This is a genomic window from Bradyrhizobium yuanmingense (genome assembly GCF_900094575.1).
In the GTDB taxonomy this organism is placed as follows: Bacteria; Pseudomonadota; Alphaproteobacteria; order Rhizobiales; family Xanthobacteraceae; genus Bradyrhizobium; species Bradyrhizobium yuanmingense.
The window spans coordinates 161,083-184,924 of sequence record NZ_FMAE01000003.1; the positions used below are offsets into that span (position 1 = coordinate 161,083).

Genomic DNA, 23,842 nt, shown 5'->3' on the forward strand with positions numbered 1-23,842 from the left:
GTCGGACGAAGGCTTCTTAAAATGGCCATCATGATGCCCGCAAGCGACCAGGCCGTGCTGGCGCGTCGCAGCGAAATCGTCGCCGCCTTGCGCGCAATCGTGCCGGGCGAGGGCGTGATCGACAGCCTCGCCGAGATGCGGGCCTATGAATCCGACGGGCTGACCGCCTATCGGCAGCCGCCGATGGTCGTGGTGCTGCCCGATACGACCGAGCAGGTCTCGCTCGTCCTGAAATATTGTGCCGCGCAAGGCATCAAGGTGGTTCCGCGCGGCTCCGGCACCTCGCTGTCCGGTGGCGCGCTGCCCCTCGAGGACGGCGTGCTGCTCGGCCTCGGCAAGTTCAAGCGCATCCGCGAGATCGATTTCGACAACCGCGTCGTCGTCACCGAGCCCGGCGTCACCAACCTCGCAATCAGCCAGGCGGTCGCCCATGCCGGCTTCTATTACGCGCCCGATCCGTCCTCGCAGATCGCCTGCTCGATCGGCGGCAACGTGGCGGAAAATTCCGGCGGCGTGCACTGCTTGAAATACGGCATGACCACCAACAACGTGCTCGGCTGCGAGATCGTGCTGATGAGCGGCGAGATCCTGCGCATCGGCGGCAAGGGCTGCGAGAATCCCGGCTATGACCTGATGGGCGTCATCACCGGTTCGGAAGGCCTGCTCGGCGTCATCACGGAGATCACGGTGCGCATCCTGCAGAAGCCGGAAACGGCGCGCGCGCTGATGGTCGGCTTTGCGCAAGTCGAGGCGGCCGGCGAATGCGTGGCCCGCATCATCGGCGCCGGCATCATCCCCGGCGGCATGGAGATGATGGACAAGCCCGCGATCCACGCCGCGGAGGCCTTCGTCCATGCCGGCTACCCGCTCGATGTCGAAGCGCTGCTCATCATCGAGCTCGACGGGCCCAAGATCGAGGTCGACGAGCTGATCACGCGCGTCGAGGCCATTGCGAACGCCTGCGGCTCGACCACCTGCCAGATCTCGACTTCGGAGGCCGAGCGCAACCTGTTCTGGGCCGGCCGCAAGGCCGCGTTCCCCGCCGTGGGCCGCATCTCACCCGATTATCTCTGCATGGACGGCACCATCCCGCGCGGCGCGCTGCCGAAGGCGCTGGCGCGCATCCGCGAGCTCTCGGAAAAGTACCAGCTCGGCTGCGCCAACGTGTTCCACGCCGGCGACGGCAATCTGCACCCCCTGATCCTCTACGATGCCAACAAGCCCGGCGAGATCGAGCGCGCCGAAGCCTTCGGCGCCGATATCCTGCGCGCCTGCGTCGAGTTCGGCGGCGTGCTCACCGGCGAGCACGGCGTCGGCATCGAGAAGCGCGACCTCATGCCCGACATGTTCAGCGAGATCGACCTCAACCAGCAGCAGCGCCTGAAATGCGCCTTCGACGCGCAGGGCCTGCTCAATCCCGGAAAAGTATTTCCGACCCTGCACCGCTGCGCCGAGCTCGGCCGCATGCACGTCCACGCGGGCAAGCTGGCGTTCCCGGATTTGCCGCGGTTCTAGGTCGCCTACTGCGCCAGCGCCAGGATGCCGCCGGCAAATGCGTGCCACGCCGCCGTTTCGCTGACCGGCCAGTTGAGCACCTTCACCGCCAGAAGCGCGAGCGTGCCCGTGATGTACACCGGATGCATGCGGCCCTCGGCGCGCCAGTCGCGCACCATGGCGACGACGAGCAGAAGGGAGGCGACCACAGCAGGCGCGATCGTCACGGGCACCGGCGGCGGGCCGGACGGTCCTGATGGTGCGAGGAAGGTCAGGAACCAGCGCGCGATCGCGGCGTCGAGGATCGAGACCGCCGCGAGCAGCATCAGGCGCTTGTGAACCTCGAGCCTGCGCGTGTTCATGATGGCGAGCGCGAACACCACGGCAAAGAATGTGATGCCGCTCAGCGGCACGATCGAGAAGGCGATGCCTGCATCGGCCTGTCCGAGCGCCGCGGCGTTCTTCATCGAGGTCACGGACGCGAAGAAGCCAGAAATGACCATCGCGGTCGCAAGCGAGACGCCGACGATGCCGAACGAGCGGTGATTGACCACGCGGCCGGAGGCCGCGAGCCAGGTCTGGAGCACGAAATAAAGCGACCAGGTGAAGAACAAGAGTCCGTGAAAATGGATCACCGGGCTTGCGGACAATGTCCGGTGAGCGAGCGGCACCCAATAGATCGGTGCGAAGCCGAGAAAGGCAGTGGCGGCGCAGGCGAGCGCCATGTGGAGATAAAAATATCGTGCAGGCGACGCATCACGCGCGCGTACACGACGGTCGTCAATCAGGGTCGTCATCAGGGGTGAGTCTGGAGAGGCGGGGTTTGGTTCAAGCTGCGGGATGCTGTGTGTGACTCGGCGCACATTGCAGAGCGCCCAAACTCTTGTCGGGACGACAGCGGAGAGACATCATCCGCCCGCGCTCAATTCTGCGCGATCGAGCTCCTCCTCGAGCCGATGAAACGCATCGTCGCCGATCACCTCGGTGGCGCGCAGGTCGAAGATCGCCTTGCGCGCGGCCTCGATAGCGCGGCGGCGCAGGGGATCGGCGGGCAGTTCGCCGTTGCTGATGCCGCCGTTGGGATCGGTCTCGGCCTGCATCAGGATGGCGCGATATTCGAGCCGCAGGATTTCCGCCTCCTCCGACGGATCGCTCTCGATCGCATCGAGCGCGGCGCGATAGGCCACGGCGCGGCCGCGGGCGACCTCGATGCCGACGGGATCGTCGTCCTTGAGGTTGAAAGCGAGGATCAGCGGCCGCAGCGTCAGGCCCTGGATCACCAGCGATCCCAGCACCACCGCAAACGCGATGAAGACGATGAAGTCACGATAGGGAAAGTTTTCCGGCAGGGCAAAGGCGGTGGCGAGCGTGACGAGGCCGCGCATGCCGCACCAGGAGATGATGAGCCCGCCCTTGGCCGAGGCCACCTGCTGCGGATCCTTGGGATGATAGAGCCCCTGCGCGATCAGCACCCGCAGGCTCGTGCGATAGAACGTCACCCAGAACAGGCGTACCAGGATCACCGTAAGCAGGATCCAGGCGGCGGCCACGCAATATTCCCAGCGCACGTCCGCATCCAGCCGCGTCCAGATCGGCCGCATCTGCATGCCGATCAGCATGAAGGCGAGCACGTTGAGCACGAACACGGTCGTCTCCCACACCGCATAGGACGGCACCCGCAGCCGCGCCGGGATGCGCGCCGGTGCGGTGCGCGCGACCGTGATGGCGTAGACCACGATGGTGAGGATGCCGGAGAGACCGAGATGCTCGGCGGCGATCCAGACCATGAAGGTGGTGGCGAACTGCACGATGATGGCGCTCGGTGCCTCCGTCACCCGCTCCATGAACAGCGGAATGATGCGGCCTGCGGCCAGACCAGCGATGACGCTGCCGACCAGCGCCAGCGCCATGGTCGGGGCGACCTGGCTCCAGGTCAGATGCTCGGTGGCGACCGCGCCGACGGCGATGCGATAGATCAGCAGCGCGCTGGCATCGTTGAGCAGGCTTTCGCCCTCCAGCACCTTGACCATGCGGTGGGGCAGCTTGACTTGGCTCAGGATCGCAACCGCAGCGGCCGCATCCGGCGGCGCCACGATGGCGCCGAGCGCGACCGCGGCGGCCCAGGGCATGTCGGGCATCAGCCGGTGCGCGACATAGGCCACGGCGGCCGTGGTGAGGCCGACCGCGGCCACCACCAGGGTCGAGACCGGAACCCAGTTCTTGCGAAGGTCGCGCAGCGACGTGTCGAAGGCGGCATCGAGCAGGACCGGCGCGACAAAAAGGGCAAGGGCGAGGTCCGGCTCCAGCGTCCAGGACGGGCTCGACGGCACGAAGGCGATCAGCGCGCCGCCGATGGCGAGAAAGGTCGGGTAGGGCACCTTGATCCGCCGCGCCAGCGCCGATAAGCCAACCGCGCCGAGCAGCAACACAATGATCCATTCGAATGTCGACACGATGATCCCCGAAGCCGATTTCAGCGGCGCCACAAGCTAGCACCAATCCGGCCGTATGATGGATAGTGCGGCTTCAAGGCAAGAGCTTAACATCGACGACAAGGCTTCGACTGCAACGCATGCGTTTTCTCATTCAGCTGATCGGCGCCGGACTGCTCTATGCGCTATCGTTCGCCCCGGCCGATGCCGCGACCGGCGGCGAGCCGGTGGCTGTGACGCAGGTCGATGTCGCGCCCTGCCTCGCCGCGGCCGCAGCCGATGACATGGACAAGGCCGCCACGGCCTGCGCCGAAGTGATCGACAACGAGAAGACGACGAAGGCCGATCTGATCAAGGCTCTGATCGTGCGCGGTGCGCTCTATGCGCGGCACAATCAGGTCGACCATGCCATCGCCGACGACAGCCGTGCTCTTCTGCTCGATCCCGGCCTTGCCGACGTCTTCAATGCGCGCGGCGAACTCTGGCTGAAGAAGGGTGACAAGCCGAAGGCGGTGCAGGATTTCGGCGCAGCGCTCAGGATCGATCCGAACCACGAGAAGGCCAAAGCCAATCACAAGGCGATGGCGCGCGAGATCGAGCGGATCGGCGCGCAGATGGCGGTCGCCGGCAAGCCCAGCTTCAATTGCGGGCGAGCGCGTCGGGCGGTGGAACGGGCGATCTGCGGCAATCGCGAGCTCGCCGATCTCGATCGCGAGGTCTTTGCCTCCAATGCCCGTGCGATTCGGGAGGCGCGCAATGCGGCCGAGGCCAAAGCGCTCCAGCGCGAGCAGGTCGAGTTCATCGCGCGCCGCAATGCCGATTTCGGCCGGCCGGGATACGACCTGAAGAAGGCGATGCAGCAGCGCTTGCAGCGGCTGAACGGTGTGGATGGATATTGAGATTTTCGCCTCTCCCGGCAAGCGGCAGGGCAATCGCATTTGAATATTGCAGGGGTCGTCATGCCCGGGCTTGTACCGGGCATCCACGTTCTTTGTGCCGTGTGAAAAGACGTGGATGGCCGGGACGAGCCCGGCCATGACGCTGTGGAGACAGCCGGTGCCCATAGCCACATCTCATATGCGATAGTCCTGCCCAAGCAGGGCGAGGGAGAGCCGGCAGCGCTCCGTCCCTCCCAGGCCCGGTTTGAACCCATCGCTTGCCAGCTGCGACAACGGTGAGAACCCGACGTCACGGAGCCCTATGTCATGTGCGGCACTCACGCCTCCGCGCAAGCGCTTTCGCCTGCCAAAATCTCGCTTCGCGCCCTCTTTCTCGGCGCGGCCATGAGTTTCGTTCTCGCGGCTCCCGCCGCGGCGAGCACCGAGTGCGTGCTGGGAAGCAAGGCCGCCCCGGTCGAGTTGATCTCTGCGTGCAGCGCCATCATCGACCAGACCGCCAATTCGGCCGCCGAACGCAGCGCGGCCCTCGTCGTCCGCGCCGAAGCCAATGCGCAGACCCTTGGAGGCCAGTCACAGGCGCTGCGGGATCTCGACCGCGCCATCGCGCTCGACGGCAAGAACGCGAAGGCCTGGCGCGTGCGCGGCGATCTCCTGCGCGAGGCCGGCGGCGATCTCAATCGCGCCGCAGCGGATCTGACCAAGGCGATCGAGCTCGACCCGCAGGATGCCGAAGCTTACGAGCTGCGCGGCGTCGTCTACACCAATCAGCGCCGCCTCGACCGCGCACTCGCCGATTACGACCAGGCGATCAAGCTGAAGCCGGACGATGCGCAAGCCTGGTCCGACCGTGGTGTGGCCTATTATCTCGGCGGCGACAACGAGAAGGCGATCAGAAATTTCGACGAGGCGCTGCGGCTCGATCCCGACCGCGCGCGCACCTACACCAATCGCGGCGCGGCCTACAAGAAGCTCGGCCAGCTCGACAAGGCGGTCGCCGACGACGGCGAGGCGATCAGGCTCGACCCGAAGGTGCCGGAATATTACGACAACCGCGGCCTGACCTATGCTGCGATGGGCGAGTACGACAAGGCGATTGCCGATTACGACCAGGCGATCCGGCGGGAGCAGCGCGCCAACTTCCTGACAAACCGCGGCGACTCCTACCAGTTCAAAGGCGAGCTCGGGGCGGCGCTGAGCGACTACGAGGCTGCGCTGAAGCTCGATCCGAATTTCGCGAAGACCTACAACAACCGCGCGGTGCTCTACAAGAAGATGGGCGAGCGCAAGAAGGCGCTTGCCGATTATGAGACGGCGCTGAAGCTGGATCCCGGCAACGAGAATGCAGCGAACGGCCGCCGCAGCATGATTGCCGAGATCGCCAGGTTCGGCGCGGCGTCGCCGGGCCCAATGCATGCGCGCTCGGCCGACGATAGCGGTCCGTCCTTCAAGTGCGCCACCGCCAAGCGTGAGGTCGAGAAAGTGATCTGCGCCGATCCGCAGCTCGGCGTGCTCGACCGTCAGATCGCCGAGACCTATGAACGCGTGCTGAGGGCTTCCAAAGGACGTTCCGCTAGCGACCTGCGCAAGACCCAGCGCGAGTTCCTCACGACGCGCAATGCGAGCTTCCGCCGCCCCGGATACGATCTGAAGAGGATCATGCAGGACCGCTTGCAGCGGCTGAACGCGATGGAGAGCTGAGAGGCGAAGGAGCTGAAGCCTTGCGACTGGCTCCGTAACCTCTCCAGCCTGCGGGAGAGGTCGACGCGCTCGGAGAGCGCGGCGGGTGAGGGCTCTCTCCTCTCTTGGGGACCTCATGAATCTTGCACGATCCCAACGCGGAGACACCCCCACCCCAACCCTCCCTCGCAAGCGGGAGAGGGGGCCGACTGCCGATGCCGCGCAAGCTTCACACCCCTCCGCCAAAAAAACCCATCCTTTTCAGCTTGAACCGCGGCCCGTTCCCGGGAAAATGGCTCCAAACAAGGCCGGCAATTGATCCTTGTCATGGCGGGGCGCCTGTCCTGCCACGAGGTTCAAGCCAGGTGAATAAAGGGAACGGGAGCGCGGGAATGAATATCCAGGGCAAAAGCAGCTATCATGAAGTCCATGCGCGCTCGCTGGCTGATCCCGAGAGCTTCTGGGCCGAGGCGGCGAAAGAGATCGACTGGATCGAGCCTGCGACGAAGATCTTCGATCCCTCGCAAGGAACCTACGGCCGCTGGTTCGCCGGCGGCGTCGTCAACACCTGCTACAACGCCCTCGACCGCCACGTCGAACGGGGGCGCGCCGACCAGGTCGCGCTGATCCATGATTCGCCGCTGACGGGCTCGGTCACCAAGTTCACCTATGCCGAACTGCTGAACGAGGTCCAGGCGCTCGCCGCAATCATGCAGGATTTCGGTGTCGCCAAAGGCGATCGTGTCATCCTCTATATGCCGATGGTGCCGGAGGCGGTGGTCGCGATGCTCGCCTGCGCGCGGCTCGGTGCGGTGCACTCGGTGGTGTTCGGCGGCTTTGCCGCGAAGGAGCTTGCCACACGCATCGACGATGCGCAGCCCAAGCTGATCCTGTCCGCCAGCTGCGGCATCGAGCCCGGCCGCATCGTGCAGTACAAGCCGCTGCTCGACGAGGCGATCAAGCTTGCCAGCAGCAAGCCGAAGGCCTGCATCGTGCTGCAGCGTCCGCAGCTCACCTGCGAGATGACGCCGAGCCGCGATTACGACTGGGCCAGCCTGCGCCGCAAGGCGCTGAACGACGGCAAGCGCGCGGCTTGCGTGCCTGTCGCCGCGACAGACCCGCTCTACATCCTCTATACCTCGGGCACAACAGGCGTGCCGAAGGGCGTCGTGCGCGACAATGGCGGGCATCTCGTCGCGGTGAAATGGTCGATGTTCAACCTCTATGGCGTCAAGCCGGGCGAGGTCTGGTGGTGCGGCTCCGACATCGGCTGGGTGGTCGGCCACAGCTACATCGTCTACGGCCCGCTGCTGCATGGCGCGACCACGATCATGTACGAGGGCAAGCCGGTCGGCACGCCCGACGCCGGCGCGTTCTGGCGCGTGATCTCCGAGCACAAGGCGGTGGCCTTCTTCACCGCGCCGACGGCCTTCCGCGCCATCCGCAAGGACGACCCGGAAGGGAAATTCATCCGGCAGTACGACCTCTCGCAATTCCGCACCCTGTTCCTCGCCGGCGAGCGCGCCGATCCGCCGACCGTGGAATGGGCGGAGCAGCAGCTAAAGGTACCGGTGATCGACCATTGGTGGCAGACCGAGACGGGCTGGTGCATCGCCGGCAATCCGGTCGGCCTCGGCATGCTGCCGGTGAAGCACGGCTCGCCGACGGTGCCGATGCCAGGCTATCAGGTCGATGTCGTCGACGAAGCGGCAAAGCCGGTCGGCCCCAACACCATGGGCTCGATCGTCATCAGGCTGCCGATGCCGCCGGGCTGCCTGCCGACGCTGTGGAATCAGGACGCGCGCTTCAAGGAGGCTTACCTGAGCGAATTCCCCGGCTATTACAAAACCTCCGACGCCGGCTACAAGGACGAGGACGGCTATATCTTCGTGATGGGCCGCACCGACGACATCATCAACGTCGCCGGGCATCGCCTCTCCACCGGCGGCATGGAGGAGATCCTGGCCTCGCATCCCGATGTCGCCGAATGCGCCGTGCTCGGCGTCAAGGACGCGATCAAGGGCGAGGTGCCCTGCGGCTTCCTGGTGCTGAAGGCGGGCGTGAAGCGCCCGCCCGCCGAGATCGAGAAGGAGATCATCGCGCTGGTGCGCGACAAGCTCGGCCCGGTCGCTGCCTTCAAGCTCGCCATCACCGTCGGCCGCCTCCCCAAGACGCGCTCCGGCAAGATCCTGCGCGGCACCATCAAGAAGATTGCCGACGGCGAATCCTGGACCATGCCGGCGACGATCGAGGATCCCAAGGCGCTCGACGAGATCGGCGAGGCGCTGAAGGGACGGGTGTGAGGCGAACTTGGTCTGTCATTCCGGGGCGATGCGAGGCATCGAACTATGGTGCGCATTGCGCACCTGAGAATCTCGAGATTCCGGGTTCGGTCCTGCGGACCCCCCCCGGAATGACGGTGCTGCCGACTTACAATCTCCTCATTCCACGCTAAACAGGGCGGGCCAACAGGGGACCCTCGATGCCATTTGCCGCCGTGCCACGCCTGCTGACCGCGTTAGCACTCGCCATTGCTCTCTCCGCCTGCTCGGCGCGCTACCAGAATCCGGTAGCTGTGGGCGGCGACGACGACGATGCCGTCTGCCAGAGCCGGGGCTATGCGCAGGGCTCGCCGGATTACGTGGCCTGCCGCAAGGACCGCGACGTCCAGCGCAACGCCGCCACCGCGCGCGCCGACCGCCGCCAGCGCGATCTCGGCGAGTACATGCTGAACAACCCCGTGCGCCCGTGATGTGAGCTGCGGCACTATGCTGCCGCGCCACCCGCTTCGCATTCTCGGTTTCCGTGACACATCTGCAACGCCGGGGGCCAAATCGCGTCGCGATAGTCCTGGTTTGATCGGCATCAAATCCTTCACCATTCTCTTTCTGCTCTGACGCTGATGTCGCGCAACGACGCGTCGACATGGTTGAAGGGGATTGAAAATGGATGGAACGATAAGAAACTTGGCGCGGGTCGCGACGCTCGGCGCGATGCTCCTGGGCACTTTTGCATCAGTGCAGGCGGCAGATCTGCCGGTCTACAAGAAGGCGCCGGTGCCGGTGGAGGCGTTCAATCCGTGGATGATCCGCCTGCGGGTGCTCGGCGTATTGCCGGATGCGGGCGGGAGCACCGTCAATGTCGCGGGCGTGCCTTCGCTGTCGTCGCCGAATTCAGGCCTGTCGATCAGCGACCAGGTCGTCCCCGAGCTCGACATCAGCTATTTCTTCACCAAGAACATCGCTGCCGAATTGATCCTGGGCGTGACCAGGCATTCGATCAGCGGCACCGGCTCGCTCGCGAATCTGCCGATCGGCAAGACCACGCTGCTGCCGCCGACGCTGACGCTGCAATATCACTTCGACCAGTTCGGCGCGTTCAAGCCGTATGTCGGCGCGGGCGTGAACTACACCGTGTTCTTCAACAATTCCGCGGCCAATGCGCCTTCCGCGATCGCCGGTCCGCCCGCGATCGTCGCCACCACCACCAACCTGCACGTCAGCAACACCTGGGGCGGCGCCGTCCAGTTCGGCTTCGACTACATGATCGACCGGCACTGGGGTCTCAACGTCGACGTCAAGAAGCTCTGGCTGCGCCCGAACTACAGCGCCATCGTCTCCGGCCTGCCGGTCACCGGCACCGCGCATATCGATCCGTGGCTGGTCGGCGCGGGTGTGACCTACAAGTTCTGACCTGAAGCCCAGCTCGGGCGTACAAACAAAACGCGGCAGGTTTTCCTGCCGCGTTCGCGTTGATGGTGGATGAACGGGAGGAATTACTCCTCCTCGTCCTCGTGCTTCTTGCCGCCGAGCGTCTTCAGCTTGGCGAACACGGCGTCGACGTTGAGGTCGTCGCTGGACTTCTCCGCGGGCTCGTACTCGTCCTTGCGGGTGGTCTCGGAGGCCGGCAGCAGGGTGGCGCCGCCATAGGCTGCGTCGATCGGCTTCTCCTTCGCCGCGCGCTGCACCTCGAAATCGAGCTCGATCTGCGAGCACAGACCGAGCGTGACCGGGTCGATCGGGGTCAGCGCCGAGGTGTTCCAGTGGGTACGGTCGCGCACGCTCGCGATCGTGCTCTTGGTGGTGCCGACCAGGCGCATGATCTGGGCGTCCTTGAGCTCCGCATGGTTGCGCAGCAGCCAGAGGATGGCGCTCGGGCGCTCATGGCGGCGCGAGACCGGGGTATAACGCGGGCCCTTGCGCTTGGGCTGGGGCGGCAGCACCACCTTGCTCTCCTGGAGGCGGAGCCGGTAGTCCGGGTTCTTTTCGCCCTTCTCGATTTCCTCGCGGGTCAGCTGGCCATTGGAGAGGGGATCCATGCCTTTGATGCCCTGGGCGGCGTCGCCGTCGGCGATGGCACGCACCTCGAGGGGATGCATCTTGGTGAAATCGGCGACCTGGTCGAAGGTCAGCGCGGTGTTGTCGAGCAGCCAAACGGCGGTCGCCTTGGGCATCAGAGGTGCGTTGCTCATGGCAAATCTCCTTTGTGCTTCGCCCACCCCTCTGGAGGCGAAACCGGTGGTCATCAGCGATGACAGGGAATTCGCGCTATATAAGCCCGGAGGGGGTAGCCATGCAATGGTTCTGCTATAGATAGTGCCTTGACACCGCCCGAAAGGGGGCCCAATTCCCTTTGAACCGCTGTAAGGTTCAAGCCGACAGTTTTAAGCCAAATTCCCATCCACCGACCGCCCCGGCAGAACGCGATCGGGTGATTCGGTCCCGAGATCGCTCAATGTCAGCCAAACCAGACCTCAAGATCGTGCTTTGTTCTCCCCGCGGCTTCTGTGCCGGGGTGGTCCGGGCGATCGACACCGTGGAACGGGCGCTCGATAAGTACGGCGCCCCCGTCTATGTTCGCCACGAGATTGTGCACAACAAGTACGTCGTCGATGGGTTGAAGAAGAAGGGCGCCATCTTCGTCGAGGAGCTCGCCGAAATCCCCGAGAATACCACCGCCCCGGTGGTGTTCTCGGCCCATGGCGTACCGAAATCGGTTCCGGCCGACGCCCAGTCCCGCAACCTGTTCTCGCTGGATGCGACTTGCCCGCTGGTGACCAAGGTGCATCGCGAGGCCGCGATCCATTTCAAGCGCGGCCGCGAGATCTTCCTGATCGGCCATTCCCACCATCCCGAGGTAGTCGGCACGCTCGGCCAGCTGCCGCCCGGCGCAGTGACCCTGATCGAGACCGCCGAGGATGCCAAGACCATCACGCCGAAGGACCCCAACAACCTCGCCTTCGTGACGCAGACCACGCTGTCGATCGACGACACCGCGGAGATCGTCGCGCTGCTCAAGGAACGCTTCCCCAACATCAACGGGCCGCACAAGGAAGACATCTGCTACGCCACCACCAACCGCCAGCTCGCGGTGAAGAAGGTGGCGCCGGTGGTGGACGCGCTCATCGTGGTCGGTGCTCCCAACTCGTCGAACTCGCAGCGCCTGCGCGAGGTTGCCGAGCGCGAGGGCTGCAAGATCGCGGTGCTGGCGCAGCGCGCCGCGGACCTCGACTGGACCAGGTTCGGCAACATCAAGAGCCTTGGCATCACCGCTGGCGCGTCCGCGCCTGAGGTGATCGTCGAGGAGATCATGGACGCCTTCGCCGAGCGGTACACGCTGCACGTGGAGACGGTCTCGGCCGCGGAAGAGAACGAGTTCTTCCCGTTGCCGCGTCAGGTGCGCCCCGAAGCTGCCGCCGAGTAGACCTTGATGGCGGTCTACACCGACGTCGCCGCCGACGAGCTTGCGGATTTCCTGAAGCAATACGATCTCGGCGAATTGCTCTCCTACAAGGGCATCGCCGAGGGCGTCGAAAATTCCAACTTCCTGCTGCACACAAGCAAAGGCTCGTTCATCCTCACGCTGTACGAAAAGCGCGTGGCAAGGAACGATCTGCCGTTCTTTCTCGCGCTGATGACGCATCTGGCCGAGCACGGCGTCAATTGTCCGCTGCCTGTGAAGGCAAGAGACGGCGAGGCGCTGCGCGAGCTGGCAGGCCGGCCCGCAGCGATCATCACCTTCCTCGAAGGCGTCTGGCCGCGCAAGCCGAACGCGACCCATTGCGCCGGGGTCGGCGAGGGGCTGGCGAAGATGCATCTGGCAGGCGCGAATTTTGCGATCAAGCGCACCAATGCGCTCTCGGTTTCCGGCTGGCGGCCGCTGTTCGACGCAGCTTCAAGCCGCGCCGACGAGGTGCAGCCCGGTCTGCGCGATTTTCTTGCCGCCGAACTTGATTATCTCTCGAGCGGCGTCTGGCCGAGCAACCTGCCCGAAGGCGTGATCCACGCCGACCTTTTCAACGACAACGTCTTTTTCCTCGGCGACAAGCTCTCGGGGATCATCGACTTCACCTTCGCCTGCAACGACATGCTGGCCTATGACGTCGCGATCTGCCTCAACGCCTGGTGCTTCGAGCCGGATCATTCCTTCAACGTCACCAAGGCGCGTGCCTTCCTCAACGCCTATGGCCGGGTGCGCAAGCTGAGCGAAGCCGAAGAGGCCGCGCTGCCGCTGCTGGCGCGGGGCGCGGCGATCCGCTTCCTGCTGACGCGGCTGGTCGACTGGCTCAACGTGCCCGCAGGCGCGCTGGTCAAGCCGAAGGATCCTCTCGAGTATGTCCGCAAGCTGCGCTTCCATCAGAGCGTGACGAGCGTGCGCGATTATGGGCTGATGCCGTCGGGGCTGGTGGCGTGAGCGAGCTACCCAATGTCACGATCTATACCGACGGCGCCTGCTCCGGAAATCCCGGGCCGGGCGGCTGGGGCGCGATCCTGAAGTTCGGCGACAAGGAGAAAGAGCTGAACGGCGGCCAGCCGCACACCACCAACAACCAGATGGAATTGATGGCGGCGATTTCGGCGCTCGAAGCGCTGAAGCGGCCGTGCACGGTCGACCTCTACACCGACAGCCAGTATGTCCGGCAGGGCATCACCGGCTGGATCTTCGGCTGGAAGCGCAACGGCTGGCGCACCGCCGACAAGAAGCCGGTGAAGAATGTCGAGCTATGGCAGCGCCTCGACGCAGCGCTGAAGCAGCACGAGGTCCGCTGGCACTGGGTCAAGGGCCACGCCGGCCACCCCGAGAACGAGCGCGCCGACCAGCTGGCGCGCGACGGCATCGTCATGGCGCGGTTGCAGCAGCGGGTGAGGGAGTAGGGGGCGCCATCGTCGCCTCATTCACCACTGTCATCGCCCGGCTTGACCGGGCGATCCAGTACTCCGATACGTTTCTGATTCAACCGAGAAGCCTCGGCGTACTGGATGCCCCGCCTTCGCGGGGCATGACAGCGTCATGTGTGGCTAAGACCGGTGGCGCCTCACAGCTGCCCGAGCAGCGTATCGCCGCCGGAGACCTCGACCTTGCCGGGCATCGCCTCGAGGTTCAGCTTCTTGACCACGCCGTCCTCGATCAGCATCGAATAGCGCTTGGAGCGGATGCCGAGGCCGTTGGCGGAGGCGTCCAGCTCCATGCCGATCGCCTTGGTGAAGTCGGCATTGCCGTCGGCGAGGAAGACGGCCTCGTCGCGCTGGTCGGTGTCGCGCTTCCAGGCGTTCATGACGAAGGCGTCGTTGACGGAGACGATGGCGATGGTGTCGACACCCTTGTCCTTCATGGCATAGGCGTTGAGGAAGATGCTCGGCAGATGCATCTTGTGGCAGGTGCCGGTATAGGCGCCGGGGACCGCGAACAGCGCCACCTTCTTGCCCTTGAAGATGTCGTCGGTGGTCTTCACTTGCGGGCCTTCCGCCGTCATCACGCGGAATTTCGCCTCGGGCAGCTTGTCGCCAATCTGGATCGCCATCGTCAGTCTCCCTGAAAATCGGTCCCGCTTTTTAGACCGGGCGGCGGGCCTGCACAATATTGCCAGTGGCGGAAGCGGCGAGGATGGCGGCCGTTCACCGTGATGTCATCAGCCGGCAAAACCGCCGCCGTCGAGGAAGGCCTGCTCCTCCTCGGTGGTGTCGCGGCCGAGGAGACGGTTGCGGTGGGGAAAGCGGCCGAACCGCGCGATGATATCGGCGTGGTCGCGCGCGTATTTCAGGCTTTCGGTATTGTCGGTGTTTCGAAACAGCGCGACGCAATGCAACTGGTCGGCCAGGTGCTCGGAATGCATGAAGGGCAAATAGAGGAATTCCAGCAGGAGGGGATCGACCCTGCGATCGACGCCGCGCGCGATGGCGCGGCGGGCGACGTCGCGCGCCTGTGCGTCGCTGGCAAAGGCCTGCGGCGTGCCGCGAAACATGTTGCGGGGAAACTGGTCGAGCACGATGACGAGTGCCAGCACGCCGTCGTCGCTTGTCTCCCATGAGGCAAGCTCGCCGGCGGCTGCCTTCTGCCACAGCGAGAGAAAGCGGCGTCGTATCTCCGCATCGAAATCATCGCTGCGCTCGTACCAGCGTTGGCGCCCGGCCTCTCGCCAGAAGGCGAGAACGCCTGATGGCGTGATGTCGCGGGCGTCAGCCATGAATGGAGGCGCGCCTTACGCCGCCTCCGCCTTCTTCTCGTCGCGCAGCTGCCGACGCAGGATCTTGCCGACATTGGTCTTCGGCAGGTCATTGCGGAATTCGACGTGCTTGGGCACCTTGTAGCCGGTGAGCTGGTCGTGACAGAACTTGATCACGGCATCCGCCGTGAGGTTCGGATCCTTCTTCACCACGAAGGCCTTCACCGCTTCGCCCGACTTGGAATCGGGGATGCCGATCACGGCGCATTCGAGCACGCCTGGATGGCTCGCGATGACTTCCTCGACCTCGTTCGGATAGACGTTGAAGCCGGAGACCAGGATCATGTCCTTCTTGCGGTCGACGATCTTGATATAGCCCTTCTCGTCCATCACGCCGATGTCGCCGGTGCGGAAATAGCCGTCCGCGGTCATCACCTTGGCGGTCTCTTCCGGCCTGTTCCAGTAGCCCGACATCACCTGCGGGCCCTTGGCGCAGATCTCGCCCGCCTGGCCGAGCGGGACCTCGTTGCCCTCGTCGTCCCGGATCGAGATGTAAGTCGACGGCACGGGGATGCCGATCGAGCCGGCGAACTCGGTCGCAGTCGGCGGATTGCAGGTCAGGACAGGCGACGTCTCCGACAGGCCGTAGCCCTCGGCGATGCTGCAGCCCGTGATGTTCTTCCATTGCTCGGCAACGGGGCGCTGCACCGCCATGCCGCCGCCGTTCGAGATCTTCAGCTTGGAGAAGTCGAGCTTCTTGAAGTCGGGATGGTTCATCAAGGCGTTGTAGAGCGTGTTCACGGCCGGGAAGGTGTTGACCTGGTATTTCGCCAGCTCCTTGATAAAGCCGGGTATGTCGCGCGGGTTCGGGATCAGCAGGTTGCAGCCGCCGGCGCGCACAGCCAGCAGATAACAGGCCGTCAGCGCGAAGATGTGATAGAGCGGCAGCGCGCAGACGATCATGAGCTGCTCGACATGCGGCGGCGAAGCGAGCGCCGGCTGCAGCCAGGCATCGTTCTGCAAGACGTTGGCGACGATGTTGCGATGAAGCAACGTGGCGCCCTTGGAGACGCCGGTGGTGCCGCCGGTATATTGCAGGAAGGCGACGTCACCGGGCGACAGCTTCGGCTTGTTGAACGTCATGCCGCGGCCGGCGGACAGCGCGTCGTTGAAGGAGACCGAGCCCGGCAACGACCAAGCCGGTACCATCTTTTTGACCCGGCGGACGACGAGGTTGACGATCACGCCCTTGAAGCCGAGCAGGTCTCCCATGCTGGCGACGATGACGTGCTTCACCTGCGTCTTCGCGATCACCTGCTCGACGGTGTGGGCGAAGTTCTCCAGCACGATGATCGCTTCGGCGCCCGAATCCTTCAGCTGGTGCTCGAGCTCGCGCGGCGTATAGAGCGGGTTGACGTTGACCACCGCGAAACCGGCGCGCAGCACGGCGGCCGTCGCGACCGGGTATTGCAGCACGTTCGGCATCATGATGGCGATACGCGCGCCGCGCTGCAGCCCGCGGCCCTGCAAGTAAGCGGCAAGCGCGACCGACATCTGGTCGAGGTCGCGATAGCTGATCGACTTGTCCATGCAGATGAATGCCTTGCGGTCGGCGAACTTGGTGAAGCTCTCCTCCAGCAGGTCGACCAGCGATGCGTATTGCGTCGGCTCGATATCGGCAGGCACGCCGGGCGGATATTGCTTGAGCCAGATGCGCTCCATGGAAGACTCCCCTCATTGACCAGGGCCCGTTGTTCTCGGGCTTGCCTCGTTGTCGCCAGTATCCAGCTTGCCGGAACGGGTGGCAAGCCGTCGTGGCTTAGGGCAAAGGTCGGGCCGTCGCTACTGGAATCGTCGCAAAACGGTGCTGCCGCAGGTGCGAAGCGGGGCTGCGGTTTAGTGCCGAGCGGCGTTAACTGTTGTTGGCCGGCTTGGCCGCGGCGGGAGGCTTCGTCGCAGCGGGGGTCGTCGCTGCCTTGGGCTTGGCGGGCTTCGCCGCCTGATCGCCGCCGGCCGAAGGCTTCTCGGCGGGCTTCGCCACCGCATCCGGCTTGGTCGCGGCATGCTTGGCGCCAGCCGGCTTGGTTGCGGCCGGTTGGGGCGTGGCCGGCTTGGCCGCCTTGCCGTCAGTCGGCTTGGCATCCGGCTTGGCCGCCGCGGTCTTGGTGTCCTTGGGCTTATCGGCCGGCTTGTCGGCGGCGTCTGGCTTCTTGGCGACGCGCGGCTTCTTGGCGCGCGGCTTGGACGCGGCCTGCTGGTCGGCATCGGCTGCCACAGCGGCAATCAGGGCGGTGCCGGTGCGGGTCGGGCCGGTATAGACCAGCACGGGCTCGGTCGGAGCCGCAGCCGAGGCCATCAGCTCGGAAGCTTTCATCAGCGGCGGCTGCAGGCCTGCCGTGAAGAAGGTGAACTGGGCCGCGCCGCCGGTGGCGGAGCCCGATCCGGTCGCGCCGCCACTGGCCGCAATCAGCGCATCGTCGTCGTCGCTGGCCGGCCGCTTGCGGTTGGGTCCGCACATCTCGTCGCGCAGGTTCGGCGGCGTGGCATCGACCGGCACGAGATTGTCGACCGTGCCGAGCGAGGGGCGCAGCCAGGTGAGGTTGTCCGGAGCGAAGCCACGCTCCAGCAGCTGCGCCGCCTTCACCGCGCGTGCCGTGCCGGAGTTTGCACCGAGCACCACCGCGATCAGCCGGCGGCCGTTGCGCGTGGCCGAGGCGACGAGGTTGTAGCCGGAGGCGCAGATGAAGCCGGTCTTGAACCCGTCGGCGCCGGGATAGCGGCCGATCAGCTTGTTGAAATTGCCGGTGACGCGCTTGCCGAAGCGGATCGCCGGGATATGCATGTAGTACTCGTATTCCGGCAGGTCGCGCAGGAAAGACCGCGCCAAGATGCCGAGGTCGCGCGCAGAGGTGATCTGGCCTTCGGCGGGCAGGCCGTTTGGATTGACATAGCTCGTCTGCGCCATGCCGAGCTTCCTCGCGGTGTCGTTCATCACCGCGGAGAAGCCGTCGACCGAGCCGCTGACGCCTTCGGCGAGCACCACGGCCATGTCGTTCGCCGACTTGACCATCATCATCTTCAGCGCGTTGTCGACGGTGACTTGGGTTCCCGGGCGGAACCCCATCTTCGATGGCGATTGCGAGGCCGCGGTCGGCGACACCGTGAGCAGCGTGTCGAGCGTCAGCCTGCCGTCCTTGACCGCCTTCAGCGTCACATAGGCGGTCATGATCTTGGTGACGGAGGCCGGGTACCAGGGAAGGGTCGCGTTTTCGGCCTGCAGCACCTTGCCGCTGTCGGCCTCGATCAGCAGGAGCGCTTCGGCGCTCGCCGTGCGCGGCGCGAGCATCGCGGCACAGGCGAGCGTCGCAGCGAACAGGTTGAACAGGGATTTGCGAAGCAGCGGGCGAAGGGCGTGCACTATCCGATTCCGGTCCTTGGAGATCAGCCTGATACGGCCGGTTCTCGTGATCTGATTGTCGGTTCTGAAATCCAGCGCCGCCGCTTGCGGCGTCGCAAACCTATACCGGCTGGTGCGTCGAGAATAGGGGGATCGGCGCGGTATTCCGCAACGAAGTAGGCCGAATTTCGACGGTCCTCTCGGGACTTGCTAGGGGGATTTGACAGCTGTCGCGGCAGCCTCGGCGGCCGTCACGCTGGCCCGTGCGTTCTCCTGCACCATGAACTGGGCCTTGGCCATCTCGGCAAAATGGCCGCCTTTGGCCACGAGTTCATCGAAAGTTCCGGTTTCGATCACCCGCCCATTCTCGAACACCAGGATCCGCGTGGCGTTTCGGATGGTGGAGAGGCGATGGGCGATCACGAAGGTGGTGCGGCCCCTCATCACTTCGTCGAGAGCGGCGTTCACCTTGACCTCGGTGACCGCGTCGAGCGCGGAGGTCGCCTCGTCCAGGATCAGGATCGGCGGGTCCTTCAGCAGGGCGCGGGCGATCGAGAGCCGCTGCCGTTCGCCGCCGGAGAGCATGCGGCCGCGCTCGCCGGCATTGGTCTCGAAGCCGCCGCTGCGTTCGATGAATTCCAGCGCCTGCGCGCGCTCCGCCGCCTTACGCATCTCGGCCTCGGTCGCATCCGGCTTGCCGACGCGCAAGTTCTCCGCGATCGAGCGGTTGAACAGCAGCGCTTCCTGGAACACGACACCGATGTTCCGCCGCAGCGAGGTCAACGTGACGCCGCGCACGTCCATGCCGTCGATCTTGATGACGCCGGATTGCGGATCGAAGGCCCGGTGCAGGAGCGCAATCGCGGTGGACTTGCCGGCTCCGGTCGGGCCGACCAGCGCAATGGTCTGGCCCGGCAGCGCGGTGAAGGTGAGGTCCTCGATCGCCGGCCGCTTGCCGTCATAGGAGAACGTGACGTCGTGGAACTCGACGAGGCCCGACAGCCTGCCGGCATCGATTGCGTCGGGCCGGTCGTGCACCGCGGGCACGGCGTCGAGCACATTGAAGAACTCGCGCAGCCGCGGAGCTTCCATGAACACGTTGTTGATGAAGCTGACCACCTGCTCGAGCTTCTGGATCAGCAGCGTCGCGAAGCTCACGAACATCACGATCTCGCCGACCGAGGTCAGGCCCTGGTCGTGCAACGCGATGCCGAGGGTGAAGATCGCGAGCACCGTGATGGTGGTGGAGGCGCGCGTGATCACCGTGACCAGCGCCCACCACGACAACACCGGCATCTGCGCGGCCAGCAGCTCGTCGGCGACCGAGCGCAGCCCCTTGACCTCGGATTCGACGCGCACGAAGCTCTGCACCAGCGCGACGTTGCCGAGCGCATCAGACGCGCGCGCGGAGAGCTCGCTGTAGTGCTCCTCGACCGCCATCTGCATGCCGAAGGTCCTGCGCACCACGAAGGTGGTCAGCGCCGTGAAAACGATGCAGAGCACGAACAGGAGGATCGCCAGCCGCCAGTTCAGGTAGAGCGACAACGGCAGCAGCACCAGGACCGAAAGGATCGCGGCAAAATGCTCGCGGAAAAAGCCGAGCCACAGCCGCCACAGCGCGTCCGTGCCGTTGAGCATGACCTTCATCAGCCGGCCGGAATGGGTGCCGGAGTGGAAGGTCAAGGGCAGCTGCAGGATGTGCTCGAAATAGTCGGTCAGCACCGCCTGGCGCTGACGATGCGAGAGCCGGTCGGCCTGCAAGGCCACCAGCGCGCTGCAGACGATGGTGAACAGTCCGAACGCGACCCAGGCGACCAGGAACGGCCAGGCCGAGCTCGAGCCGGCCACGGTCTTACCCGAGAGCACGTCGACGATCCGGCCGAACAGCACGGGCTCGGCGAACTGGGATCCCGCCAGCAGGAGGTTGGCGACCGCGAGCAGCCAGCCCAGCCGCGCCTCCTTGCCGAGCAACTCGAGAACGCGGGTGTAGAGTCGGAGGATGGACATGCGGGCGGGGACTCGGTGACGACGGAGCTCACATTCTAAGCAGGGACCGCCGCGAGATACAGCGCAAGCTTTCAGTTTTGCTCAGTTGATCAGCCGCTCTGCCAGCGGCGGCAGGAACTGGCCGTCGAAGACGTCGCGAGCCGTCGGCCGTTTGCGGAATTTGAAGTCCCGCGCGATCTGATCAATCGAACGTTCCAGGCGCGCCGGCTCGACGCCGCCGAGGCCGTAGCGCTTGACCTCGTCGGTCAGGATATTGTCGGCAAGGACCGCATGCAGGCGCTTCAGCTCCAAATTGCGGTCGCCGTCCTCGATGCGGCTCGCGGCCTCCTCCGCCGCACGCGCCGGCTCCCTGGCCGTCGCGGTGATGCCCGCGATCAAGGCGCGGACGAAGCCTTTCACGGCATCCGGCTTCGCTGCGGCGAAGGCGGTGTTGGCGACCACGGCAAAGCCGTAGGCCTCACAGCCGTAGTCCGCATAGCGCAGCACGACGAGATCGGCTTCGGGTACGCCGCGATCACGCAGGTTCACCGCCGAGAGATAGCTGAAGCCGGCGACGGCATCGACCTGTCCTGCGGACAGGATCGGCTCGCGCACCGCGGCACTGATCTTGTGGAATTTGACGTGCGATGCCTTGATGCCGTTCTGCTGCGCCAGCGCCGGCCACAGCCGCATCGACAGATCGCCGTCGGCAACGCCGACGGTCTTGCCGTCGAGGTCGGGCAGGAGACGGATGCCGCGGCTTTTGCGCGCGACGATCGCGTAAGGCGCGCGGTCGAACAGCACGAACACGGCCTTGACCGGCGCCGCGTCGTCCTTGTCACGAAAGCGTATCAGCTCGTTGATGTCGACGAGCGCGAGCTCGCTGTCGCCTTTGGCGAGCCGTGCGAGCGCCTCTGGCGATCCGCTCGCGCTGTTGAACGACACGTTGAGATGCTCGGCGCCGAACCTGCCGTCCTTCGCCGCAAGGAAGAATGGCGCCATGCTCGCATCGATAGGACGGTCGAAGGTGAAATGGATGGCGGTCGAGGGAGTGCCGCTCTCGGCCGCAATGCATTCGCGCACCGTCGATGCGGTGAACGCGATTGCAAGGGCCAAAAGGTATTGAAGGGCGATCGTCTTGAATCCGGACATCGGTCGCGCCGGCCCCGCAATGTTATGGTTTCGTGACGCTTGGCAAGCGCCGGCCCGCGACGAACGTGCGCGCGCGAACATGAACGGCGGATGAGCGGGCTTGCGGCATCGTTACGCAACCCCGTTCAGCTTGTGTTGGGGTTGGGGAACCTACTTAGGTGGTGAGTGTTTGACTGACATCAGCCTGTCGTCAGGCACAATCCGAGGTCCCAAGGAGGGTCCAGATCATGTTTGACAGCCTTTCGAAGTTCGTCGGCCGCAAGGCCGTTCTGGCCACGGCCGCCGTGGTGGCCCTGACTGCCGCTGCACCCACCGCCTCTTACGCGGGCGGTCGTCATTGGCATGGCGGTGGTGGCGGCGCCGCTGCTGCCGCGATGTTCGGCCTCGCCGCGACCGGCCTCGCGATCGCAGCCAGCCGCAATGCCTACGCCTATGATCCGGGTCCGGTTTACTATTACGAGGGCGGCCCGGCCTATTACAGCGGCCCCGGCTATGGTTCTTATTATTACGACTCGGGCCGCCGCTACACCTATGGCGGCTACAAGAACCCCTGCGCCCACGGCTATTCCGGCTACAGCTGCTATTGACGGATCGGCCATTCTGATCGACGAACAGGCCGTCGCGCTTGCCGCGGCGGCCTGTTTTTTGCTTACATTGCCGCGTGTTAACACGCCGGCCATTTGTTTCGAGTAGTTTTGCGTACCATGAGTGATTCGCTTGAGCGGCTATATCTGGCTGTGCTCGCGGCCAGAGACCTTGATCCGGCAACATCGCGCACGGCCCGGCTGTTTCAGCGTGGGCCCTCAAAAATGGCAAAGAAGCTCGCCGAAGAGGCCATCGAAGTCGTCATCGATGCGGTCAATGGCGATAGCGAGGCCGTGATCCGGGAAAGCGCCGACCTGCTCTACAATCTCACCGTGCTGTGGGCTGCGGCCGGAGTGCGCCCCGAGGACGTCTGGCGGGAAATGACGCGGCGGGAGGACATGCTCGGAATTGCCGAGAAACTGCCGAAGTCGCCGCCGAAATTGCCCAAAGTCGCGTCACCGCGCATAGCCTCGCGGCGGCCTATTGTCGCGCTCGACGGCCGTGCCGCGCGCAAGCGCCACTAGAAACGTCACAAATCGCTCAAAAACTGGCGATGGACAAATCCGTCCCATGGTGCTTCATCGCGGCGCCATGCTGAAACGAATGTACGACTGGTGCATCGACGCCGCCCACAAGCCCTATGCGCTCTGGATCATGGGCATCGTGTCCTTCGCCGAAAGCTCCTTCTTTCCGGTCCCGCCGGATGTGATGCTGATTCCGATGTCCCTGGCGCGGCCGCAGCGCGCCTGGTTCTATGCCGCGATCTGCACCGTGACCTCGGTGCTCGGCGGCGTCGTCGGCTACGCCATCGGCGCGCTGCTGTTCGACTCGGTCGGCCAGTGGCTGATCCAGGTCTACGGCCTCGCCGACAAGGTTGACGCCTTCCGCGCCTCCTATGCGGAATGGGGTGCGGTCATCATCCTGCTCAAAGGACTGACGCCGATCCCCTACAAGCTCGTCACCATCACCTCGGGCTTTGCCGGTTACAACATCCTCCTGTTCGTCCTGTGCTCGATCGTCGCGCGCGGCGGACGCTTCTTCGTCGTCGCGATCCTGCTCAACCGCTACGGTGACTGGATCCGGGTCAGGATCGAGCGGCATCTCGGATTGTGGGTCGCGCTCGGCGCGATCGTGCTGGTGCTCGGCTTCGTTATCGCCATCAAGCTGATCTAGAGCCGCGGCGCTTTGCCGCCGCGCCGGCTTCGGCTACGGTTGTCGTCATGATGGTTCGATCCGGCAATCCGGCGGCACGGCATGGGACGCTGATGTCGACAGCGCTGCTGCTGCTGCTGCTCGCTGCCGGAGGGACGGCCCGGCCGCAATCCGCCCCGCCGGCGCTCGGCCTTCAGCAGCAGGGAGCGCAGGCCGGCCCGTCGCCATCCACGCCCGCTCCCTCGGCGCCGCCGGCGCGCGAGGAGAATCCCGGGCTGATCAACGAAATGGGCAAGCTGTTCGACAAGCTGCCTTCGATCCTGCCGCCGATCAAAAGCCCCAGTGAAACCATGGACGACCTGTCGCGGCTGGCCAAGCCTTCGACCATGGTGTCGGGGCGCGTGATCTGCCCGGTCTCTGCGAACGGCGCGCCCGACTGCAAGCAGGCGGCCGACCAGCTCTGCCAGGGCAAGGGCTACAAGGAAGGCAAGAGCCTGAACGCCGACTCCGCGGAAAAATGCTCGGCCAAGGTCCTGATCCCGGGCCGGCAACGTAAACCGGACGACTGCCGCACCGACACTTTCGTGACCAGCGCGCTGTGCCAGAACTGAAGGCCGGCGCGCGA

Annotated in this window: 22 protein-coding genes; 13 read left to right on the forward strand and 9 right to left on the reverse strand. The window is 65.1% G+C overall.

From position 1 onward, the window contains the following. Positions 1-21 precede the first annotated feature (21 nt). The gene (locus GA0061099_RS10500; protein ID WP_074447681.1) at positions 22-1,515 is read left to right on the forward strand and encodes an FAD-linked oxidase C-terminal domain-containing protein; all 1,494 of its coding nucleotides are present in this window, start codon (positions 22-24) and stop codon (positions 1,513-1,515) included. Positions 1,516-1,520: 5 nt separating this feature from the next. On the opposite strand, the gene GA0061099_RS10505 is transcribed toward GA0061099_RS10500, so the two are convergent. Both GA0061099_RS10505 and GA0061099_RS10510 read right to left on the reverse strand, forming a co-directional pair. Further along, positions 1,521-2,291: a hypothetical protein gene (locus tag GA0061099_RS10505; protein ID WP_036021190.1), complete on the reverse strand. Its 771-nt coding sequence runs from the start codon at positions 2,289-2,291 to the stop codon at positions 1,521-1,523. A 111-nt stretch (positions 2,292-2,402) separates the two neighbouring features. Further along, positions 2,403-3,980 carry a cation:proton antiporter gene (locus GA0061099_RS10510; RefSeq protein ID WP_085971970.1) on the reverse strand — a complete coding sequence of 526 codons (1,578 nt, stop codon included), beginning with the start codon at positions 3,978-3,980 and terminating at the stop codon, positions 2,403-2,405. A gap of 86 nt (positions 3,981-4,066) precedes the next feature. On the opposite strand from GA0061099_RS10510, the gene GA0061099_RS10515 reads away from it, so the two are divergent. From GA0061099_RS10515 to GA0061099_RS10535, 5 genes are all read left to right on the forward strand, one after another. Continuing rightward, positions 4,067-4,825, forward strand: coding sequence for a tetratricopeptide repeat protein (locus GA0061099_RS10515; protein ID WP_036021193.1), 759 nt, complete (start codon positions 4,067-4,069; stop codon positions 4,823-4,825). A 306-nt stretch (positions 4,826-5,131) separates the two neighbouring features. Next, entirely contained in the window at positions 5,132-6,523 is a 1,392-nt protein-coding gene (locus GA0061099_RS10520; RefSeq protein ID WP_036021203.1) for a tetratricopeptide repeat protein, read from the forward strand. A 371-nt stretch (positions 6,524-6,894) separates the two neighbouring features. Then, positions 6,895-8,805 (forward strand): propionyl-CoA synthetase, encoded by a 1,911-nt coding sequence (locus GA0061099_RS10525; RefSeq protein ID WP_036021206.1) that lies wholly within the window; start codon positions 6,895-6,897, stop codon positions 8,803-8,805. A gap of 179 nt (positions 8,806-8,984) precedes the next feature. Continuing rightward, positions 8,985-9,254 carry a hypothetical protein gene (locus GA0061099_RS10530; RefSeq protein ID WP_036021210.1) on the forward strand — a complete coding sequence of 90 codons (270 nt, stop codon included), beginning with the start codon at positions 8,985-8,987 and terminating at the stop codon, positions 9,252-9,254. A gap of 193 nt (positions 9,255-9,447) precedes the next feature. Further along, entirely contained in the window at positions 9,448-10,194 is a 747-nt protein-coding gene (locus GA0061099_RS10535; RefSeq protein WP_036021211.1) for an OmpW/AlkL family protein, read from the forward strand. Positions 10,195-10,277: 83 nt separating this feature from the next. Here the strand turns inward: GA0061099_RS10535 and GA0061099_RS10540 are convergent, their stop codons facing one another. Then, complete coding sequence (locus GA0061099_RS10540) at positions 10,278-10,973, reverse strand: DUF1013 domain-containing protein (RefSeq protein ID WP_035997500.1); 696 nt, start codon at positions 10,971-10,973, stop codon at positions 10,278-10,280. A 263-nt stretch (positions 10,974-11,236) separates the two neighbouring features. Between GA0061099_RS10540 and ispH the strand changes: the two genes are divergently transcribed. From ispH to rnhA, 3 genes are read left to right on the forward strand one after another with little or no spacing between them, the layout of a single operon-like run. Beyond that, positions 11,237-12,205, forward strand: coding sequence for a 4-hydroxy-3-methylbut-2-enyl diphosphate reductase (ispH, locus tag GA0061099_RS10545; protein ID WP_036021214.1), 969 nt, complete (start codon positions 11,237-11,239; stop codon positions 12,203-12,205). A 6-nt stretch (positions 12,206-12,211) separates the two neighbouring features. Continuing rightward, positions 12,212-13,195, forward strand: a complete 984-nt coding sequence (locus GA0061099_RS10550; protein WP_035997505.1) for a homoserine kinase — start codon at positions 12,212-12,214, stop codon at positions 13,193-13,195. Further along, positions 13,192-13,656 (forward strand): ribonuclease HI, encoded by a 465-nt coding sequence (gene rnhA, locus GA0061099_RS10555; RefSeq protein WP_035997507.1) that lies wholly within the window; start codon positions 13,192-13,194, stop codon positions 13,654-13,656. Before GA0061099_RS10550 ends, rnhA begins: the two co-directional genes overlap by 4 nt. Before the next feature lie 161 nt (positions 13,657-13,817). Here rnhA and GA0061099_RS10560 read toward each other — a convergent pair whose 3' ends face one another. From GA0061099_RS10560 to GA0061099_RS10585, 6 genes are all read right to left on the reverse strand, one after another. Continuing rightward, positions 13,818-14,303 (reverse strand): peroxiredoxin, encoded by a 486-nt coding sequence (locus GA0061099_RS10560; RefSeq protein WP_028180275.1) that lies wholly within the window; start codon positions 14,301-14,303, stop codon positions 13,818-13,820. Positions 14,304-14,411: 108 nt separating this feature from the next. Beyond that, complete coding sequence (locus GA0061099_RS10565) at positions 14,412-14,966, reverse strand: DUF924 family protein (protein ID WP_036021216.1); 555 nt, start codon at positions 14,964-14,966, stop codon at positions 14,412-14,414. A gap of 15 nt (positions 14,967-14,981) precedes the next feature. Continuing rightward, entirely contained in the window at positions 14,982-16,667 is a 1,686-nt protein-coding gene (locus GA0061099_RS10570; protein ID WP_036021219.1) for a long-chain fatty acid--CoA ligase, read from the reverse strand. Between the two features lie 190 nt (positions 16,668-16,857). Continuing rightward, the gene (locus GA0061099_RS10575; RefSeq protein WP_074447682.1) at positions 16,858-18,363 is read right to left on the reverse strand and encodes a D-alanyl-D-alanine carboxypeptidase family protein; all 1,506 of its coding nucleotides are present in this window, start codon (positions 18,361-18,363) and stop codon (positions 16,858-16,860) included. 189 nt (positions 18,364-18,552) lie between these two features. Further along, positions 18,553-20,349, reverse strand: coding sequence for a glucan ABC transporter ATP-binding protein/ permease (locus tag GA0061099_RS10580; protein ID WP_036021230.1), 1,797 nt, complete (start codon positions 20,347-20,349; stop codon positions 18,553-18,555). 81 nt (positions 20,350-20,430) lie between these two features. Continuing rightward, on the reverse strand, positions 20,431-21,480 hold the full coding sequence (locus tag GA0061099_RS10585) for an ABC transporter substrate-binding protein (protein WP_036021232.1): 1,050 nt from the start codon (positions 21,478-21,480) through the stop codon (positions 20,431-20,433). A 227-nt stretch (positions 21,481-21,707) separates the two neighbouring features. Between GA0061099_RS10585 and GA0061099_RS10590 the strand changes: the two genes are divergently transcribed. From GA0061099_RS10590 to GA0061099_RS10605, 4 genes are all read left to right on the forward strand, one after another. Continuing rightward, on the forward strand, positions 21,708-22,067 hold the full coding sequence (locus GA0061099_RS10590) for a hypothetical protein (RefSeq protein WP_074447683.1): 360 nt from the start codon (positions 21,708-21,710) through the stop codon (positions 22,065-22,067). Positions 22,068-22,184: 117 nt separating this feature from the next. After that, complete coding sequence (gene hisE / locus GA0061099_RS10595) at positions 22,185-22,589, forward strand: phosphoribosyl-ATP diphosphatase (RefSeq protein WP_036021238.1); 405 nt, start codon at positions 22,185-22,187, stop codon at positions 22,587-22,589. A gap of 46 nt (positions 22,590-22,635) precedes the next feature. Continuing rightward, complete coding sequence (locus GA0061099_RS10600; protein ID WP_081492862.1) at positions 22,636-23,238, forward strand: YqaA family protein; 603 nt, start codon at positions 22,636-22,638, stop codon at positions 23,236-23,238. 47 nt (positions 23,239-23,285) lie between these two features. Next, positions 23,286-23,828, forward strand: a complete 543-nt coding sequence (locus GA0061099_RS10605) for a hypothetical protein (RefSeq protein ID WP_036021240.1) — start codon at positions 23,286-23,288, stop codon at positions 23,826-23,828. Positions 23,829-23,842: the final 14 nt, after the last annotated feature.

Coding starts and splice junctions, on each gene's coding strand:
- GA0061099_RS10505 (WP_036021190.1), bottom strand. CDS start 2,291: ATGACGACCCTGATTGACGACCGTCGTGTACGCGCGCGTGATGCGTCG.
- GA0061099_RS10600 (WP_081492862.1), top strand. CDS start 22,636: ATGGTGCTTCATCGCGGCGCCATGCTGAAACGAATGTACGACTGGTGC.
- GA0061099_RS10500 (WP_074447681.1), top strand. CDS start 22: ATGGCCATCATGATGCCCGCAAGCGACCAGGCCGTGCTGGCGCGTCGC.
- GA0061099_RS10580 (WP_036021230.1), bottom strand. CDS start 20,349: ATGTCCATCCTCCGACTCTACACCCGCGTTCTCGAGTTGCTCGGCAAG.
- GA0061099_RS10585 (WP_036021232.1), bottom strand. CDS start 21,480: ATGTCCGGATTCAAGACGATCGCCCTTCAATACCTTTTGGCCCTTGCA.
- GA0061099_RS10515 (WP_036021193.1), top strand. CDS start 4,067: ATGCGTTTTCTCATTCAGCTGATCGGCGCCGGACTGCTCTATGCGCTA.
- GA0061099_RS10550 (WP_035997505.1), top strand. CDS start 12,212: ATGGCGGTCTACACCGACGTCGCCGCCGACGAGCTTGCGGATTTCCTG.
- GA0061099_RS10525 (WP_036021206.1), top strand. CDS start 6,895: ATGAATATCCAGGGCAAAAGCAGCTATCATGAAGTCCATGCGCGCTCG.
- hisE (WP_036021238.1), top strand. CDS start 22,185: ATGAGTGATTCGCTTGAGCGGCTATATCTGGCTGTGCTCGCGGCCAGA.
- ispH (WP_036021214.1), top strand. CDS start 11,237: ATGTCAGCCAAACCAGACCTCAAGATCGTGCTTTGTTCTCCCCGCGGC.
- GA0061099_RS10535 (WP_036021211.1), top strand. CDS start 9,448: ATGGATGGAACGATAAGAAACTTGGCGCGGGTCGCGACGCTCGGCGCG.
- GA0061099_RS10570 (WP_036021219.1), bottom strand. CDS start 16,667: ATGGAGCGCATCTGGCTCAAGCAATATCCGCCCGGCGTGCCTGCCGAT.
- GA0061099_RS10590 (WP_074447683.1), top strand. CDS start 21,708: ATGTTTGACAGCCTTTCGAAGTTCGTCGGCCGCAAGGCCGTTCTGGCC.
- GA0061099_RS10605 (WP_036021240.1), top strand. CDS start 23,286: ATGATGGTTCGATCCGGCAATCCGGCGGCACGGCATGGGACGCTGATG.
- GA0061099_RS10540 (WP_035997500.1), bottom strand. CDS start 10,973: ATGAGCAACGCACCTCTGATGCCCAAGGCGACCGCCGTTTGGCTGCTC.
- GA0061099_RS10530 (WP_036021210.1), top strand. CDS start 8,985: ATGCCATTTGCCGCCGTGCCACGCCTGCTGACCGCGTTAGCACTCGCC.
- GA0061099_RS10520 (WP_036021203.1), top strand. CDS start 5,132: ATGTGCGGCACTCACGCCTCCGCGCAAGCGCTTTCGCCTGCCAAAATC.
- GA0061099_RS10565 (WP_036021216.1), bottom strand. CDS start 14,966: ATGGCTGACGCCCGCGACATCACGCCATCAGGCGTTCTCGCCTTCTGG.
- GA0061099_RS10560 (WP_028180275.1), bottom strand. CDS start 14,303: ATGGCGATCCAGATTGGCGACAAGCTGCCCGAGGCGAAATTCCGCGTG.